At 36.5% G+C, this 16,928-nt stretch carries 14 protein-coding genes; 13 read left to right on the plus strand and 1 reads right to left on the minus strand.

The features are described 5' to 3' along the window. The first annotated feature begins 15 nt into the window (after window positions 1–15). Window positions 16–1,557 (plus strand): bifunctional phosphoribosylaminoimidazolecarboxamide formyltransferase/IMP cyclohydrolase, encoded by a 1,542-nt coding sequence (purH, locus tag U8519_RS01230; protein WP_334328508.1) that lies wholly within the window; start codon window positions 16–18, stop codon window positions 1,555–1,557. Between the two features lie 13 nt (window positions 1,558–1,570). Then, on the plus strand, window positions 1,571–2,827 hold the full coding sequence (gene purD / locus U8519_RS01235) for a phosphoribosylamine--glycine ligase (protein WP_334328509.1): 1,257 nt from the start codon (window positions 1,571–1,573) through the stop codon (window positions 2,825–2,827). 67 nt (window positions 2,828–2,894) lie between these two features. On the opposite strand, the gene U8519_RS01240 is transcribed toward purD, so the two are convergent. Then, on the minus strand, window positions 2,895–3,521 hold the full coding sequence (locus U8519_RS01240) for a lysophospholipid acyltransferase family protein (protein WP_334328510.1): 627 nt from the start codon (window positions 3,519–3,521) through the stop codon (window positions 2,895–2,897). Between the two features lie 61 nt (window positions 3,522–3,582). Between U8519_RS01240 and U8519_RS01245 the strand changes: the two genes are divergently transcribed. The 11 genes from U8519_RS01245 (at window position 3,583) to U8519_RS01295 (ending at window position 16,811) form a co-directional block, all read left to right on the plus strand. Next, on the plus strand, window positions 3,583–4,308 hold the full coding sequence (locus U8519_RS01245) for a tRNA1(Val) (adenine(37)-N6)-methyltransferase (RefSeq protein ID WP_334328511.1): 726 nt from the start codon (window positions 3,583–3,585) through the stop codon (window positions 4,306–4,308). Further along, window positions 4,295–4,582: a GIY-YIG nuclease family protein gene (locus U8519_RS01250; RefSeq protein WP_334328512.1), complete on the plus strand. Its 288-nt coding sequence runs from the start codon at window positions 4,295–4,297 to the stop codon at window positions 4,580–4,582. Before U8519_RS01245 ends, U8519_RS01250 begins: the two co-directional genes overlap by 14 nt. Window positions 4,583–4,705: 123 nt before the next feature. Then, window positions 4,706–5,497 (plus strand): 30S ribosomal protein S2, encoded by a 792-nt coding sequence (gene rpsB / locus U8519_RS01255; protein WP_334328513.1) that lies wholly within the window; start codon window positions 4,706–4,708, stop codon window positions 5,495–5,497. Between the two features lie 67 nt (window positions 5,498–5,564). After that, a complete protein-coding gene (gene tsf, locus U8519_RS01260) occupies window positions 5,565–6,440 on the plus strand; it encodes a translation elongation factor Ts (RefSeq protein ID WP_334328514.1) in 876 nt (291 codons plus the stop codon). A gap of 170 nt (window positions 6,441–6,610) precedes the next feature. Beyond that, window positions 6,611–7,342 (plus strand): UMP kinase, encoded by a 732-nt coding sequence (gene pyrH / locus U8519_RS01265; protein WP_334328515.1) that lies wholly within the window; start codon window positions 6,611–6,613, stop codon window positions 7,340–7,342. Next, window positions 7,335–7,895: a ribosome recycling factor gene (gene frr, locus U8519_RS01270; RefSeq protein WP_334328516.1), complete on the plus strand. Its 561-nt coding sequence runs from the start codon at window positions 7,335–7,337 to the stop codon at window positions 7,893–7,895. Before pyrH ends, frr begins: the two co-directional genes overlap by 8 nt. A gap of 18 nt (window positions 7,896–7,913) precedes the next feature. Then, window positions 7,914–8,657: an isoprenyl transferase gene (locus U8519_RS01275; protein ID WP_334328517.1), complete on the plus strand. Its 744-nt coding sequence runs from the start codon at window positions 7,914–7,916 to the stop codon at window positions 8,655–8,657. Window positions 8,658–8,671: 14 nt separating this feature from the next. Next, the gene (locus U8519_RS01280; protein WP_334328518.1) at window positions 8,672–9,466 is read left to right on the plus strand and encodes a phosphatidate cytidylyltransferase; all 795 of its coding nucleotides are present in this window, start codon (window positions 8,672–8,674) and stop codon (window positions 9,464–9,466) included. A gap of 19 nt (window positions 9,467–9,485) precedes the next feature. Continuing rightward, on the plus strand, window positions 9,486–10,754 hold the full coding sequence (gene rseP, locus U8519_RS01285) for an RIP metalloprotease RseP (RefSeq protein ID WP_334328519.1): 1,269 nt from the start codon (window positions 9,486–9,488) through the stop codon (window positions 10,752–10,754). A gap of 12 nt (window positions 10,755–10,766) precedes the next feature. Beyond that, complete coding sequence (locus U8519_RS01290) at window positions 10,767–12,473, plus strand: proline--tRNA ligase (protein WP_334328520.1); 1,707 nt, start codon at window positions 10,767–10,769, stop codon at window positions 12,471–12,473. A gap of 39 nt (window positions 12,474–12,512) precedes the next feature. Beyond that, entirely contained in the window at window positions 12,513–16,811 is a 4,299-nt protein-coding gene (locus U8519_RS01295; RefSeq protein ID WP_334328521.1) for a PolC-type DNA polymerase III, read from the plus strand. The last annotated feature ends 117 nt before the right edge of the window (window positions 16,812–16,928 follow it).

Below are 16,928 nucleotides of genomic sequence, written 5' to 3' on the forward strand. Positions count from 1 at the left end.
GTAGGAACCGTAATTTTGAAAAGAGCGTTGATTAGTGTTTCAGATAAGACTGGTGTCGTAGAATTTGCAAAGAGTTTAGTAGAAAAAGATTTTGAAATTATTTCAACTGGTGGTACATATAAAAGACTTCAAGAAAATGAAGTGCCAGTCATTGAGATCGACGAAGTTACGGAATTTCCTGAAATTCTTGACGGTCGCGTTAAAACATTACACCCCAAAGTACATGCGGGATTACTTGCTAAACGTGATAATCCAGAACATATGGAAACATTACAAAAACTAAATATCGAAACGATTGATTTGGTTTGTGTAAACTTATATCCATTCAAAGAAACGATTTCTAAGCCAGATGTAACTCTTGATCAAGCAATTGAACAAATTGATATTGGTGGACCATCAATGATTCGTTCAGCTTCTAAAAATTACAAGAGTGTATATGTAGTAGTTGATCAGTTAGACTATGAATCTGTTTTGAATGATTTAGATACGCCTGATGATGTTGAATTTAGACAAAAATTAGCAGCCAAGGCATTCAGACATACTGCACAATATGACAGTATTATTGCAGGATACTTATCTAAGCGTAACGGCGAGGAATTTCCAGATGTAGAGACACTGTCTTATGATTTCCAACAATCATTGAGATATGGTGAAAATTCTCATCAAAAAGCAGCATTTTACAGAAGTTCATTACCAACAAAATACTCAATTGCTTCAGCAAAACAATTACATGGTAAAGAACTATCGTTTAATAACATCAAAGATGCTGACGCAGCCCTAAGAATCGTCGCTGACTTTGATCAACCGTGTGTTGCAGCATTAAAACATATGAATCCTTGTGGTGTTGGTGTTGATGACGAGTGTATTTATAAGGCATGGCAAAAAGCTTACAGTGCTGATAAGATTTCTATTTTTGGTGGAATCATTGCTTTCAATAGAGAGGTAACAGCAGAAGTTGCAGAGGAGTTACACAAGATTTTCTTAGAAATTGTAATTGCACCTAGCTTTACAGATGAAGCACTAGAAATACTTGAATCAAAGAAAAATATTCGCTTATTGACATTAGATTTTGATGAAGCTAAAAACGCAGATAAGTATGAATATATTTCTGTTATGGGCGGTTTATTAGTGCAAGAACGTGACAATGTGGTAGATGATGTCACTGACTTCGAAGTAGTGACTGAGAAGAAGCCAACAGAAGAAGAAATCAAAGCCTTACTATTTGGTCAAAAAGTTGTTAAGCATGTCAAAAGTAACGCAATTATAATTTCAACGACTGATAAGACACTGGGTGTAGGTGCTGGACAGATGAATAGAATCGGTTCAGTTAAGATAGCCATTGAACAAGAAGAAGCAAATGGTGAAAGTAATACACCGTTAGTTATGGCATCTGATGCGTTCTTTCCAATGGATGACTGTGTACAATATGCTGCAGAACATGGTGTAACAGCAATCATTCAACCTGGTGGCTCGATTCATGATCAGGATTCAATTGACATGGCAAATAAATATGGCATCTCCATGATCTGTACCGGCAGACGTCATTTTAGACATTAAGAGGTATTTTAATATGAAGATATTGGTAATTGGATCTGGTGCACGTGAACATGCTATCTGTGATGCGTTGTTATCTTCAGATAATAATAAAGTTTTCTGTGCACCGGGAAACGATGGGATGAAATTATCTGGGATAAAAACAGTGTCAATTACTGAGGATGACTTTGAAGGATTAGTAAATTTTGCAATCAAAGAAAATATAGCATTTACCGTTGTCGGTCCAGAAGAACCATTGGTCAATGGAATTGTTGATTTCTTTGAAGCACATGGCTTAAGGATTTTTGGACCTAACAAAAAAGCTGCTAAGATCGAGGGCTCTAAAGCATTTACTAAGTCATTATTGAAATTGGCCGGGGTTCCTACAGCACAATATTGTGAATTTAATGATCTTGATGTTGCCGAAAAATATATTAAGCGTCAATCTGAATATCCACTTGTGATCAAAGCTGATGGCTTGGCTGCAGGTAAAGGTGTTTATATCGTTAATGATCAAAAAGAGGCTTTAGCAGTTATATCTGAACTTTTGGCTAGTCATAAGTATCAAACTGAAAAAGTTGTTATTGAAGAATATCTTGACGGTGAAGAGTTTTCACTGATGGCGTTTGTTTATAACGGCAAATTCTATCCAATGCCAGCCGCACAAGATTATAAAAAATTGAATAATAGCGATAAAGGCCCTAATACTGGTGGAATGGGAGCAGTTTGTCCTGTAAATAATATCTCTGAATCAACATATAAATTTGCAGTTGATAAAGTACTAAAACCGTTCGTTGATATTTTAGTTGAAGAGAAGATAAAGTATACCGGTGTCCTCTATGCTGGTTTGATATTGACTGACAAAGGCATAAAGGTGATCGAATTCAACGTCAGATTTGGTGATCCCGAGACTGAGGTTGTTTTACCTAGATTAAAGACTAATCTATCTAGTGTTATCTTGGCGATTTTGAATGACGAGAATCCCGAGATACATTGGGATGATTCAGGCATTGACTTAGGAGTATTTGTTTCCAGTCAAGGCTATCCAGAAAATCCTACCAAGGGTGCGGATTTAGGTTCAATAGAGTATTTTGATTTATTAGATTGCAAAGTGAATTACGCAAGTGTTGTGAATAAGAACAACTCACTTTTCACTAATGGTGGTCGGTTGTTCTTGATACGAACACATGCCGATAATCTGAAAGATGCTCAAGCGGATATTTATGATGATTTGAAAAAATTAAAGCAAGATAATATTTTTTATCGAACAGATATTGGAAATAATTCTATTTAAAAAAGACCGATTATTGTGAATAATTAAACTCACAATGATCGGTCTTTTTGTAATATACTTTATAACGTTATTTATTTTTAACTGGTGGAATGTACTTAAACTCGGGATTGATCTTTTTGTCTAATTTGTTCCAGGCTAATTCCATATCTTCATTAACTTGTTTGGTCTGTTCTTCATCTAGTTTTGCCTTAAAATCAAAATCGATTTCAGGTCCAACACCAATAGTTATTTTTTGATGTTTCAAAAGTCCAGAGAACTTTAATGGTCCTTGATATACGAAGGGAACGAGTGGTGCTTTAGACATTTTTGCAATCAAAGACGCTCCACCTTTTAAGTCTTCAGAATAACGTGTTCCAGATGGAAACATTATCAAGACTTGACCTTTTTTCTTAAGTGCTTTTACGGGCGTCTTGATCACAGATGGTCCGGGATGCTTTCGGTCTACAGGAAAGGCATGCGCATGAACGAGAATATACCTTAGAATTGGATTTTTAAATAATTCTATTTTTGCCATGAATGTTGCTTCGCGGGGTGCAATAACTAGTGCAAAGAAAATTGGTTCCCACCAAGTTCTATGTGGAGCCACGATTATAAATGGCTTATCGGGTAAGTTTTCTTTACCTTCAATTTCATATCTGCCGTTAAGTAAAAAGACAATGCCTCTCGCAACCACACGGATGAATTTATAAAACATTTAGTATCATTCTCCCTAAAATAAATTTTACTTTAATAAAATACCACAAAGTAGGTGCTCTATGTCCAATCTTTCGCAAGACGAAATTTCTAACAGTGGAATAAAGATCTTCCAAAATAAAGACCTTTATTCATTCAATCTAGATACTATTTTACTTTATAATTTTGCAAAAACCTCAAAAAAAGGAAATATAGTTGATTTATGTGCCGGTAATGGCGCAATTGGTTTAAGTTTAGCTGCCAAAACTAATTCAAAAATTTATTTGGTAGAACTGCAGAAAGTATTGGCAGATCTTGCTCAAAAGAGTATCGAAGAAAATAATTTGAATGATCAAGTTAAGGTCATTAATACTGACATAAAAGATATACAGAAATATTTGAAACACGATTCTATCGATATGATAGTTTGTAATCCACCATATTTTACATCGAAAGAACATACTCAAACAAAAGAAAATCCAGTTTTGGCCATTGCTAGACATGAAATAAAAACGGATTTAAATAAAATTTTGTATACGATCAAAGTACTCTTAAAAGAAAATTCCCACGTGTACATGGTTTATCGACCGGATAGATTGAGTGAATTATTTGTTAAAATGGCTGATAATCGATTACAACCAAAAAAAGTTAGATTTGTACGCTCACATGCCGATGACAACGCTAATTTGGTATTGGTAGACGCGATAAAGACGGTTAAAGAGAGTTCACTCATAGTGCAGCCTGATCTTGTTATGTATGATGGTAATGAATTGAGTGCAGAAGGAAGAGAGATAATTGACGGACAGTAGAGATTATTTCGTATATATATTGCTGTGCGCAGACAGGACATTTTACATTGGTACCAGCAATGATGTATTAAAAAGAGTAGCAACTCATAATTCTGGTAAGGGAGCAAAGTACACCAAGACTCGAAGACCAGTTAAGTTGCTGTATCAGGAGAATTTGAATAGTAAGTCTAATGCTCTTAAACGAGAAATAGAATTGAAGAAGCTTACCCGTAAGAAAAAAGAAACTTTTTTACAGGATCACGGAATTAATTGGCGAGATTTCTTGATTTCATAAAAAAATTCCATTATAATATTTTCTTGTATTGAATACACACACCTAACGATTCAGTTGTTGGTGCGCAATTGCGTGTCAACTGAACACGACTTAGGTGGAGGTAAAAACCAGGAGGAATTTTTTATGTCAGTTATTTCTATGAAACAACTACTTGAAGCCGGTGTACATTTTGGACACCAAACAAGACGTTGGAACCCTAAGATGAAGCCATTTATCTTTACACAAAGAAATGGTATTTACATCATTGATTTACAAAAAACAGTTCGTATGATCGACGATGCCTACAACTATATGAAGGCTGTTGCCGGTGATGACGGTATCTTCTTATTCGTTGGTACAAAGAAACAAGCACAAGATGCTATTGAAGAAGAAGCTACACGTGCTGGTCAATACTACGTTAACCATCGTTGGTTAGGTGGTACTTTGACTAACTGGAACACAATCCAAAAACGTATTAAGAGATTAAAGGATATTAAAGCAATGGCTGAAGACGGTACTTTCGAACGTCTTCCTAAGAAAGAAGTTGCTTTACTTACAAAACAACAAGCTAAGTTAGAGAAGTTCCTTGGTGGTATCGAAGATATGCCAAGAATCCCTGATGTTATGTTTATCGTTGACCCTCATAAGGAAAACATTGCTGTTAACGAAGCTAAGAAACTTAACATTCCTATCGTAGCTATGGTTGATACAAATACTGATCCTGATGACATCGATGTTATCATCCCATCAAACGATGATGCTATCCGTGCCGTTCGCCTAATTGTTTCTAAGATGGCTGATGCTATCGTTGAAGGTAAACAAGGTGAAGAATCAGTATCTACTGATGATTTTGCTAAGAATGATGACGCTGCATCAGATGACAAGTCAATCGAAGATGTTGCTGAATCAGATGATAATGGTAACGCAGAAAAATAAAAAGATAATAGTTATAAATAGAGTCATCTGAGCAAGATGGCTTTATTTATACGACTGGAGGATATTCATGGCTAAAATTACTGCTGCTCAAGTTAAAGAATTACGTGATAAGACAAGCGTTGGTATGATGGATGCTAAAAAGGCATTGGTTGCTGCTGATGGTGATATGCAAAAAGCTATTGACGAACTTCGTGAAAAGGGTATTGCTAAGGCTGCCAAGAAGAACGACCGTATTGCTGCTGAAGGTCTAGCAGAAATCGTTATTTCTGGTAACAAAGCTGCTATCTACGAAGTAAACTCAGAAACTGACTTTGTTTCATCAAATGATAAGTTCAAGGATCTTGTTGCTAAGATCGGTAAAGCTCTTGTTGAAGGTGAACCAAAGACAATGGAAGAAGCACTTGCTCTTAAAGTTGGCGACGAAACAATCAATGATGCTATCACTGGTTTGACAGCTGTTATTGGTGAAAAAATCACTTTGAGACGTTTCCGAGTTGTTGAAAAGAGTGATTCACAAGTATTCGGTTCATATCTACATAACGGTGGATTGATTGCTGCTCTTACAGTTCTTAACGGATCTGATGAAGAAGTTGCTAAAGACGTTGCTATGCACGTTGCTGCTATCAACCCAACATACTTGAACCGTGATGCAGTACCTGCTGATGTTTTGGAACATGAAAAGAAAGTGTTCACAGAAGAAACAAAAGCTGAAGGTAAGCCTGAAAAGATCATTCCAAGAATCGTTGAAGGCCGTCTAAACAAGTACTTGTCAGAAATTAGTTTGGCTGATCAAGAATTTGTTAAGGATTCAGATATGACTGTTCAACAATATGTTGAATCAAAGAAGAGCTCACTAGTATCTTACGTTCGTTTTGAAGTCGGTGAAGGTATCGAAAAAGCTCAAGATAACTTTGTTGACGAAGTTATGAACCAAATTAAATAATTAATTTTTAAAAATTATAGAGGGGATCGCTTAATTCTTATGAATTAAACGATCTTTTCTTGTATATAAGGTGCAATTCGGTCAATTTTTACGTAAAATTGGTTATTAATACAATCTACTGTAATCGATTATGTTAAAATGTTTAGTAGCAAAATTAAAGGAGAGTACTTATGCCTGATATCAAGTATAAAAGAATTATATTAAAAGTTTCCGGTGAAGCTTTAGCTGGGGAAAAGGGATTTGGAATCAACCCTCCAGTAATCAAGAAAATTGCTGAACAAATTAAAAGTGTTCATGAGCTAGGTGTCCAAGTTGCTATCGTTTGTGGTGGTGGTAACATTTGGCGTGGTGAAACTGGTGCTGAAATGGGAATGGATCGTGCCCAAGCAGACTACATGGGTATGATGGCCACTGTGATGAATGGCTTGGCCTTACAAGACGGTTTGGAGCAATTGGATGTTCCTACACGTGTTCAAACTTCAATCGAAATGAGACAAGTCGCAGAGCCATATATTAGAAGAAAGGCTGTTCGTCATCTTGAAAAAGGACGTGTAGTTATTTTTGCTGGTGGTACTGGTAATCCATACTTCTCAACAGATACTACTTCTGTTCTACGTGCAGCTGAAATTGAAGCTGACGTTATCTTAATGGCTAAGAATAATGTTGATGGTGTTTATTCAGCTGATCCTAAAAAGGATCCAAATGCTAAGAAGTATGATGAGTTGTCACAACTTGATATTATTAACAAGAATTTAGGTGTAATGGACTCAACTGCTTCATCATTATCAATGGATAACAATATTCCATTAATAGTGTTCAATTTAAATGAGCCAGAAAATATTAAAAAGGTTGTTCAAGGTGAAAACATTGGAACAATCATAAAGGGTGGTAGTAATGACTGAAAACAGTGCAGTTTCAAAAGCTAAAGAGAACATGAACAAATCTATTGAAGTATTGAGAAAAGAATTAGCTAATATCCGTGCTGGTAAAGCTAATGCATCTATTCTTAATAACGTTAAGGTAGAATACTACGGAACACTTGTACCTTTGAACCAAGTTGCTTCAATCAACATTCCAGAGGCTCGTGTATTATTGATTTCACCATATGACAAATCAGCTTTGGATGCTATTGAGCATGCAATCAATTCTTCAGATCTTGGCTTGAACCCTGCTAATGATGGTGACGTTATTAGATTAGTTATTCCTCAATTGACTGGTGAACGCCGTAAGGAAATCGCTAAGCAAGTTGGTAAGGAAGCTGAAGAAACACGTATTGCTGTTCGTAACGTAAGACGTGATGCAATGGACGATATTAAGAAACAAGAGAAGAACAGCGATATTACAGAAGACGACTTACATGATTTAGAAAATCAAATTCAAAAAGTAACTGACAAAGCAGTAGCTGACATTAATCAAATTGCTGCAGACAAAGAAAAGGAAATCACTGAAGGGTAACCTTCGGAGTGATGGTTTATGACAGAGATTAATAGTAGTGAATTAAGTTCTGAATTAAGAGTTCCAGAGCATATAGCTATCATTATGGATGGTAATGGTAGATGGGCTAAGCGCAGTGGTCAACCTCGTATTGCGGGTCATAAAGAAGGCATGAACAATGTCAAAAGAATTGCCACTGCAGCTAGTCATATGGGCGTTAAGGTCTTGAGCCTTTACGCCTTTTCTACGGAAAACTGGAGTAGACCAAGTAAAGAAGTCAGCTTTTTGATGCGTCTACCTGTAGATTTCTTTGGAACATTTATGCCAGACTTAATTAAAGAGAACATTAAAGTCTTAGTTACCGGATTTACTGAGCATTTGCCAGAAAAAACAAAAAAAGTTGTTTTTAAAGCTATGGAAGATACAAAAGACAATACTGGTATGGTCTTGAACTTTGCATTCAACTATGGTGGCCGTGCAGAAATTGTTAATGCGGCAAAAAATTTGGCAAAAGAAGCAGTTAATGGTTCAATTAGTCCAGATGACATTGATGATAAATTATTTGCGGATCAGCTATTAACTAGTCCTTTGGGAAGTTTAGCTGATCCTGATTTGTTGATCAGAACTAGTGGTGAAGAGAGAATCTCTAATTTCTTATTATGGCAATTGGCATATTCAGAAATGGTTTTTGACAAGACATACTGGCCTGATTTTACAAAAGATAATTTGGTTGAGGATATTAAGATTTTTAATGATCGAGATCGTCGATTTGGCGCTATTTAATTTGGGGGAAGATTATGAGACAACGTGTAATTACAGCTGTTATTGCCTTAGCAATCTTCATTCCAATTCTACTTGCAGGTGGAATTTGGCTTGAAGTTGCAGCAGCAGCACTAGCAGTAGTAGGTATATTTGAGATTTATATTATGCGAAAACGAATCATTGTTTCAATTGATTTTGTGATCACACTATTAGGAACATTAGCAATTGCTGTCCCGTTGAACTTTTATAAGGGATGGTTACCCGATAGCTTCACACGCTTAGATGTATTTTATGTTTTTGCGGTTTTGCTATTGATAATTACGGTTCTGACTAAGAACAAGTTTAATTTTGAAGATGTTGGTGTTTCTGTAGTTTCGATGATTTATATTGGAACTGGATTCCATTATCTTGCTTCAGTACGAAACTCTAGTGGCGGCCTAGGATTATTGATGTTTGCATTGATCGTTGTTTGGTCAACTGATATTTTTGCATATACTTTTGGACGCAAGATCGGTAAGCATAAGTTATGGCCGGCTATTAGTCCTAACAAGACGTGGGAAGGAACAATTGGTGGAATAGTTTCTGCACTAGTCCTTTCTGGTATTTACATGTATTTTGTACCACAACAATATTCAATGACATCAATGTTATTGATTGCATTTGTTCTTTCAGTATTCGGACAAATGGGAGATTTAATTGAATCTGCATATAAGAGATATTACAAAGTAAAGGATTCTGGAAATATTTTACCTGGTCATGGTGGAATATTAGACAGATTTGACAGTATGCTTATTGTCTTACCTTTGTTACACATTTTTGGCCTAGTATAGGCGATTCGTGGAGGTTAAAATGACCGCGATAATTACATTTATTATTGTTTTTGGAATTTTGGTAATCGTTCATGAATTTGGACATTACTACGCAGCGAAGAAGTCAGGAATCCTAGTCCGTGAATTTTCTGTCGGAATGGGTCCAAAACTATTCGCATATCGAAAAAATAGTACTACATATACACTGAGACTATTGCCACTAGGTGGTTATGTCAGAATGGCCGGAGCACAAGAAGACGATTCTGAAATACAACCTGGGACTATGGCCTCTTTAGTCTTGAATGATGAACAAAAAGTTAGGAAAATCATTACTTCTAGTAAAGTATATGATCCAAATGGTATACCAGTTCAAATTTCTAAAGCTGATTTAGTTGATGCATTAACGATCGAAGGATACGAAAATGGTGACGAAACAGCTATTAAGACTTATTCAGTAGATCATGATGCTACGATTGTTGAAGAAGATGGAACTGAAGTACAGATTGCTCCGCGAGACGTGCAACTGCAATCTGTTTCAGTTTGGAAGCGAATGATCACTAATTTTGCTGGTCCATTTAATAATTTCATCTTGGCAATCGTTTGTGCAATTATTGCCGCCTTCATGATGAACGGTGTTGTACAAAATACTAATCAACTGGGTGAGATTCAGAGTGGAAGTGTTGCAGCCAAAGCTGGATTAAAGGCTAATGACAAGATACTTGCCGTTAATGGTCATAAGACTAATGATTGGAATACTTTGTCATTGAATATTCAAAAATATCCTGGCAAGAAAACTGATTTCAAGGTTAAATCTGGTAATAAAGTTTCTAACATCACATTAACTCCGAAAACAATTAAATCATCGGGTCAAAAATATGGTCAGATAGGCATTATGCCAGTTCGTGATTATAGTTTTGCGGCTAAAATTAAATATGGATTCACATACAGTTGGCAAACCACCGTACAAATACTTCATGTATTAGGCAAGATGGTAACTGGTGGATTCAGCATTAATCAACTATCTGGACCAGTTGGTATTTATTCGATGACATCGCAAGTGTCATCACAAGGAATTTTGAGTATTATTTTATTCATGTCAATGTTGTCAATGAATTTGGGTATCGTTAATTTGATTCCAATTCCAGCACTTGATGGTGGTAAAATTTTACTTAATATCATTGAAGCTATTAGAAGAAAACCATTACCTGAAGAGTATGAGAATGTCATTACGTTGATTGGGGTCGGCATTTTAGTACTATTAATGGTTGCTGTAACTTGGAATGATATCCAACGCTTTTTCATAAAATAGGGGGATAAAAATTTGAAACAATCAAAACTGTATATTCCAACATTAAAGCAAACTCCATCTGATGCTGAGGCTATTAGTCATCAGTTGATGTTGAGAGCAGGTTATGTAAGACAAGTTTCTGCTGGTATTTACAGTTACTTACCACTTGCTTGGTCAGTAATTCGTAAAATCGAAGACATTATTCGCAAGGAAAATGACAAAATGGATGCTGCTGAAATGCGCATGCCTGCAATTATTCCTGCTGATTTATGGAAAGAGAGTGGCCGTTATGATACATACGGTCAAACCTTGTTCAAGGTCGATGATCGTCATGAAAGAGAGTTCATACTGGGACCAACTCATGAAGAAACATTTACTAGTGTTGTAAAAGAAAGTTTGAATAGTTATAAAAAACTTCCTCTAGTTTTATATCAAATGCAAATGAAATATCGTGATGAGGATCGTCCTCGTTATGGATTGTTACGTGGTAGAGAATTTGACATGTATGATGCTTATTCATTTACTGCTAATAAAGATCAACTAGATGTTATCTTCAATCAAATGGAACAAGCTTACCGTAATATCTTTGATATTTGTGGATTGAACTATCGTTCAATCATTGGTGATGCTGGTGCCATGGGTGGTACAGATTCTAAGGAATTCTCTGCAATCGCTGATATTGGTGAAGATACTATTGCATATTCAGACGAAAGTGATTATTCTGCTAATTTGGAGATGGCAGCAAGTAAGTTACCTGATAATCCTCAAGCAGAACACAAGACAGCTGAATTGGTTGATACACCAGATGTCCATACTATCGATACTTTAGCTTCATTGTTGAAAGTTGAACCTTCTACAATTATGAAGGCAGTTGCTTATATTGCTGATGAAAAGCCAGTATTGGTCATGATTCGCGGTGATTATGAAGTTAACGACGTTAAGTTGAAAAACTACTTAGGTGCAGACTTCTTAAGCGAGGCTACAGCTGACGAAGTTAAAGATGTGTTCAAGAGTGTTCCTGGATTCATTGGACCTAAGGGTATGTCTGACGATGTGCAAGTATTGTATGATAGTTCACTTGAAGGATTGACAAACTTTGTTGTTGGTCCTAATCAAGCTAACAAACATTATATTAATGCTAACTTTGAAGACATAACTGATGAAGAACCAACATTTAGAGATTTCCGTGTTATTAAGGAAGGCGAAATGTCACCTGATGGACATGGAACTATCAAGTTTACTCGTGGGATTGAAATTGGCCACATATTCAAGCTAGGTACTAAGTTCTCTAAAGCACTCGGTGCTAACTTCTTGGATGAAAATGGTAAATCAAATCCATTGATCATGGGTTGTTATGGAATTGGTATTTCTCGTCTCTTGTCAGCTATCATTGAGCAACATAATGATGAGAATGGAATTATTTGGCCAGTTGCATTAGCACCATATCAAATTCATGTTGTTCCAATTAAGTACAATAATGATGTTCAAGGAAAATTGAGTGATGAAATCGTAACAATGCTTCAAGATGAAGGATACGATGTCTTATTAGATGACCGTAAAGAACGTCCTGGTGTTAAGTTTGCTGATTCAGACTTAATGGGTATGCCTATCAGAATTACAGTTGGTAAAAAAGCTGCTGATAACATAGTTGAATTGAAGATCAGAAGTACTGGCGAAACAATTGAAGTAAGTAAAGATGAATTAGTAAATTCAGTAAAAATATTGCTTAAGAATCAGTAATGAGGCTTAAGCCTTTTTTTATTTTTTGAAGGGTAAGATATGTCTGATAATAATCAACTTTTTAAAATTTTAATTAAACAAATCAAATTGGATAATTTAGCAGAATCTGATGAACTATTTAATACAGCGCAGTTGGAGAAACTAGAGGTCCATAAAAAATCTCATCGTTGGACATTTCATTTCATGTTCGATGATGTCATTCCATTCAACGAATTCAAAGTTTTTGTACATTCATTGAATGATACCTTTGATGGAATTGCTACGATTGATTTTGATATCAATTCTAAGAACGAGCAGTTAAGTGAAAATAATATCCGTGACTATTGGAACTATGTTCTTGAGAACTGTGAGGAACGATCACCGGTCGTTTCACAGTTAATGAGTCAAAATCCACCAAAATTAGAAAATGGACAAGTCTTTTTGACTGTTTCTAATGGTTTCATTGCTGATTTTATGGATGGGAAATTGATTGGTAGCATTCAAGAAGCCTATTCATCATTAGGATTCCCTCCGTTTAAGATTAGGGTCGACGTTGATGAGGCTAAAGGTCAGGAAAAAGCTCAGGCACTGGAAGCGGCTAAGCAAAAAGAGACTAAGCATTTTCAAGACAAAGTCCAAGAAGTGGCTCAGAAAAAAGCTAAAAAACCTGCGGCTAACGTTTCTAAAGTTGGACGTAAGATCCCTGATGATTCTGAAATTATGCAGATGATCGATATTAATGAAGAAGATCGAAACAAAGTAGTTGAAGGTAATGTATTTGACATCGATGTGCGCAAATTAAAGTCGGGTAGATCATTGTTGATCTTGAAAGTTACTGATTATACTTCTTCATTTAGTATTAAGAAATTCTCAAACGGTGAAGATGACGAAGCCTTCTTTGAGAGCTTGAATAAAGGTTCATGGATCAGGGTTCGCGGTAATATTCAAGAAGATAATTTTTCACGTGAATTAGTTATTATGGCTAATGATATTAATGTGATCAAGCATTCCGAAAGACAGGATGAAGCTCCTGAAGACAACAAGCGTATCGAATTACATGCACATACTAATATGAGTCAGATGGATGCAATTCCTAGTGCGACTGCTTTGATCAAACGTGCTAGTGACTGGGGTCAGCCAGCAATTGCTATAACTGACCATCGTGCGTTGCAGGCGTTCCCAGAAGCTTATAGTGCGGGACAAAAGTACGGTGTGAAAATTGCTTACGGTGTTGAAGTTGATCTTGTAGATGAAGGAAATCCAATTGCATACAATTTGCGAGATGAAGAACTTAATCCGGCTGAATATGTGATCTTTGATGTGGAAACAACTGGTCTATCAGCTGTTTATGACAGCATTATCGAACTCGCTGCCACGAAGATGAAAGATGGCGAAGTGATCGATTCATTCGATGAATTCATTAATCCAGGCCATCCGCTATCAGAATTTACGACTAGTTTGACAAGTATTACCGATGACATGGTTAAGAATGCTCCTGATGAAGCGACAATAATTCAAAAATTTATCGATTTTGTTGGTGATGATATTCTAGCTGGACATAACGTTACTTTTGATATTGGTTTCATTAATTCTGCTTTAACTAGAATGGGACTTAATCGAGTATCTGTGCCAGTTATCGATACACTGGAAATGTCCAGAACACTCCATTCAGAATATCGTAATCACAAGTTGGATTCTTTGGCCAAACGTTACAATATTGTTTTGGAACACCACCATCGTGCTAATGCCGATGCGGAAACTACTGGATACTTGATGTATAAGTTGTTCGAAGAGATGGAAGACAAATTCCAAATTACAAATGTGTCGCAATTGAATGATCATGTTGGTGGGGAAGAAGCTTATAAACAAGCTCGTCCAAGTCATGCTATTTTGTTAGCACAGACTCAGGCTGGGTTGAAGAACTTATTTAAGATTGTTTCTTATTCAATGACTGAATATTATTATCGGACGGCAAGAGTTCCTAGAAGACTCTTGAACAAATACCGTGAAGGTATCCTAGTTGGTTCAGCATGTAAAGACGGTGAAGTCTTTAATACGATGATGCAAAAAGGTTACGATGATACTCGTGAAGTCGCTCAGTATTACGATTATCTTGAAGTGATGCCAAAACCTGTTTATCAACACTTGTTGGATGCAAAGTTGATCAAGGATGAAAAAGGTCTAGAAGAAATACTCAAGAATATCGTTAAACTTGGTAAAGAGATCAATAAACCAGTTGTTGCAACTGGGGATGTCCACTATTTGGATCCTCACGACAAGGTTTATCGTGAAATTGTAATTAAAGCGGTCAAGAGTAATATTTTGGCTCGTCAAACATTGCCTGATGTACAGTTCAGAACAACTAATGAAATGTTTGATGAGTTTGATTTCTTAGATGATGCAACCGAGCAAGAGATCATCGTTGATAATCCTAAAAAAATCATGGATCAGATCGACGAGATCTCACCAGTTAAGGACAAATTGTATACTCCTAAAATGGAGGGTGCTGAAGAAGAGATCCGCAGTCTGACTATGAACAAAGCTCATGAGTTATATGGCGAAAAACTTCCTGAAATTGTTCAAGAACGAATGGATAAGGAATTGAAGAGTATTATTGGAAATGGATTCTCAGTTATTTATTTGATTTCTCAACGATTGGTTTACAAGTCTAATAAAGATGGATACTTGGTTGGTTCCCGTGGTTCTGTTGGTTCTAGTTTCGTTGCCACAATGACTGGTATTACTGAGGTTAACCCATTGCCACCACATTATCGTTGCCCTAAATGTAAGTATTCAGAATTCTTTACCAAAGGTGAAGTTGGTTCTGGATTTGATTTACCTGATAAAAAGTGTCCTAAGTGTGGAACGGAACTCAAAAAAGATGGACAAGATATTCCGTTTGAAACATTCTTAGGTTTCAAGGGAGACAAGGTTCCTGATATTGATTTGAACTTCTCTGGTGACTACCAACCGGTAGCTCATAATTATACCAAGGTACTGTTTGGTGAAGATCACGTGTTCCGTGCCGGTACTATCGGTACTATTGCTGATAGAACGGCTTTTGGATACGTTAAGAATTATGAAGAGTTGACCGGACAACAATTGCGTAATGCTGAAGAAGAACGTTTGGCAATGGGATCAACTGGTGTAAAACGTACAACTGGTCAACATCCGGCTGGTATTATCGTTGTGCCGGATTATATGGATATTTTTGATTTCACGCCGATTCAATATCCAGCTGATGACCAAAATGCTGCTTGGAAGACGACCCATTTTGATTTTCATTCTATTCATGATAATATTTTGAAACTTGATATTCTGGGACATGATGATCCAACTATGATTCGTACACTTCAAGATTTGTCTGGTATCGATCCTTTGACTATTCCGGTTGACGATCCAGAAGTTATGGAATTGTTCCGTGGAACTGAATCACTCGGTGTCACACCAGAGCAGATCTTTTCGAAGACTGGTACATTAGGAGTTCCTGAGTTCGGTACCAGATTTGTTCGTGGAATGTTGGAGAAAACTCATCCGACAACCTTCGCTGAATTGTTACAAATTTCCGGTTTATCACATGGTACTGATGTGTGGTTAGGTAATGCTGAAGAATTGATCGATCAGGGCGTTGTTACTTTGAAGGAAGTTATTGGTTGTCGTGATAATATCATGATGGATTTGATCCACTGGGGTATGAAATCACAAACCGCTTTCCAAATTATGGAGCATGTTCGTAAGGGACGTGGTATTCCGGATGAGTGGCAACAAGATATGAAAGACGCCAATGTTCCTGATTGGTATATCAAATCTTGTTTGAAGATCAAGTATATGTTCCCTAAGGCCCATGCTACGGCATATATTTTGATGGCCTTGCGTATTGCTTACTTCAAAGTTCATTATCCGTTATACTATTACAGTGCTTACTTCTCAGTTCGTGCCGATGATTTCGACTTAGTTGCGATGACGACAGGTAAAGATGCTGTCAAAACCGCTATGAAAGAAATCAACGATAAAGGTATGGACGCATCTACAAAAGAGAAAAATTTACTAACAGTTCTAGAGCTTGCTAATGAGTGTCTAGAAAGAGGTTTCAAGATCAATATGGTTGACCTTGAAAAATCCGATGCATTTGAGTTCAAAATAGTCGATGATAAAACTTTACTGGCACCATTCAATGCCATTCCAGGCCTTGGTGATAACGTTGCTAAGCAGATTGTTGCAGCACGTGAAGAGCAGCCTTTCTTATCAAAGGAAGATTTGTCTACTCGTGGTAAGGTATCAAAAACTATCATTGAATACATGACTGAAAATCATGTTTTGGATGGGATGCCTGATGAAAATCAGCTCTCCCTCTTTTAACGTCAAGCGTTAGAGGTTGATTTAATTGTGAAACTATGTTAAATTACCTATTAGTTAATTATTGATTAATGAGTGAGCAGAAATGCTCACTCTTTTTATTGCCGATTACTTTGGAGG

The organism is Companilactobacillus sp. HBUAS59699 (assembly GCF_036913575.1).
Classification (GTDB): domain Bacteria; phylum Bacillota; class Bacilli; order Lactobacillales; family Lactobacillaceae; genus Companilactobacillus.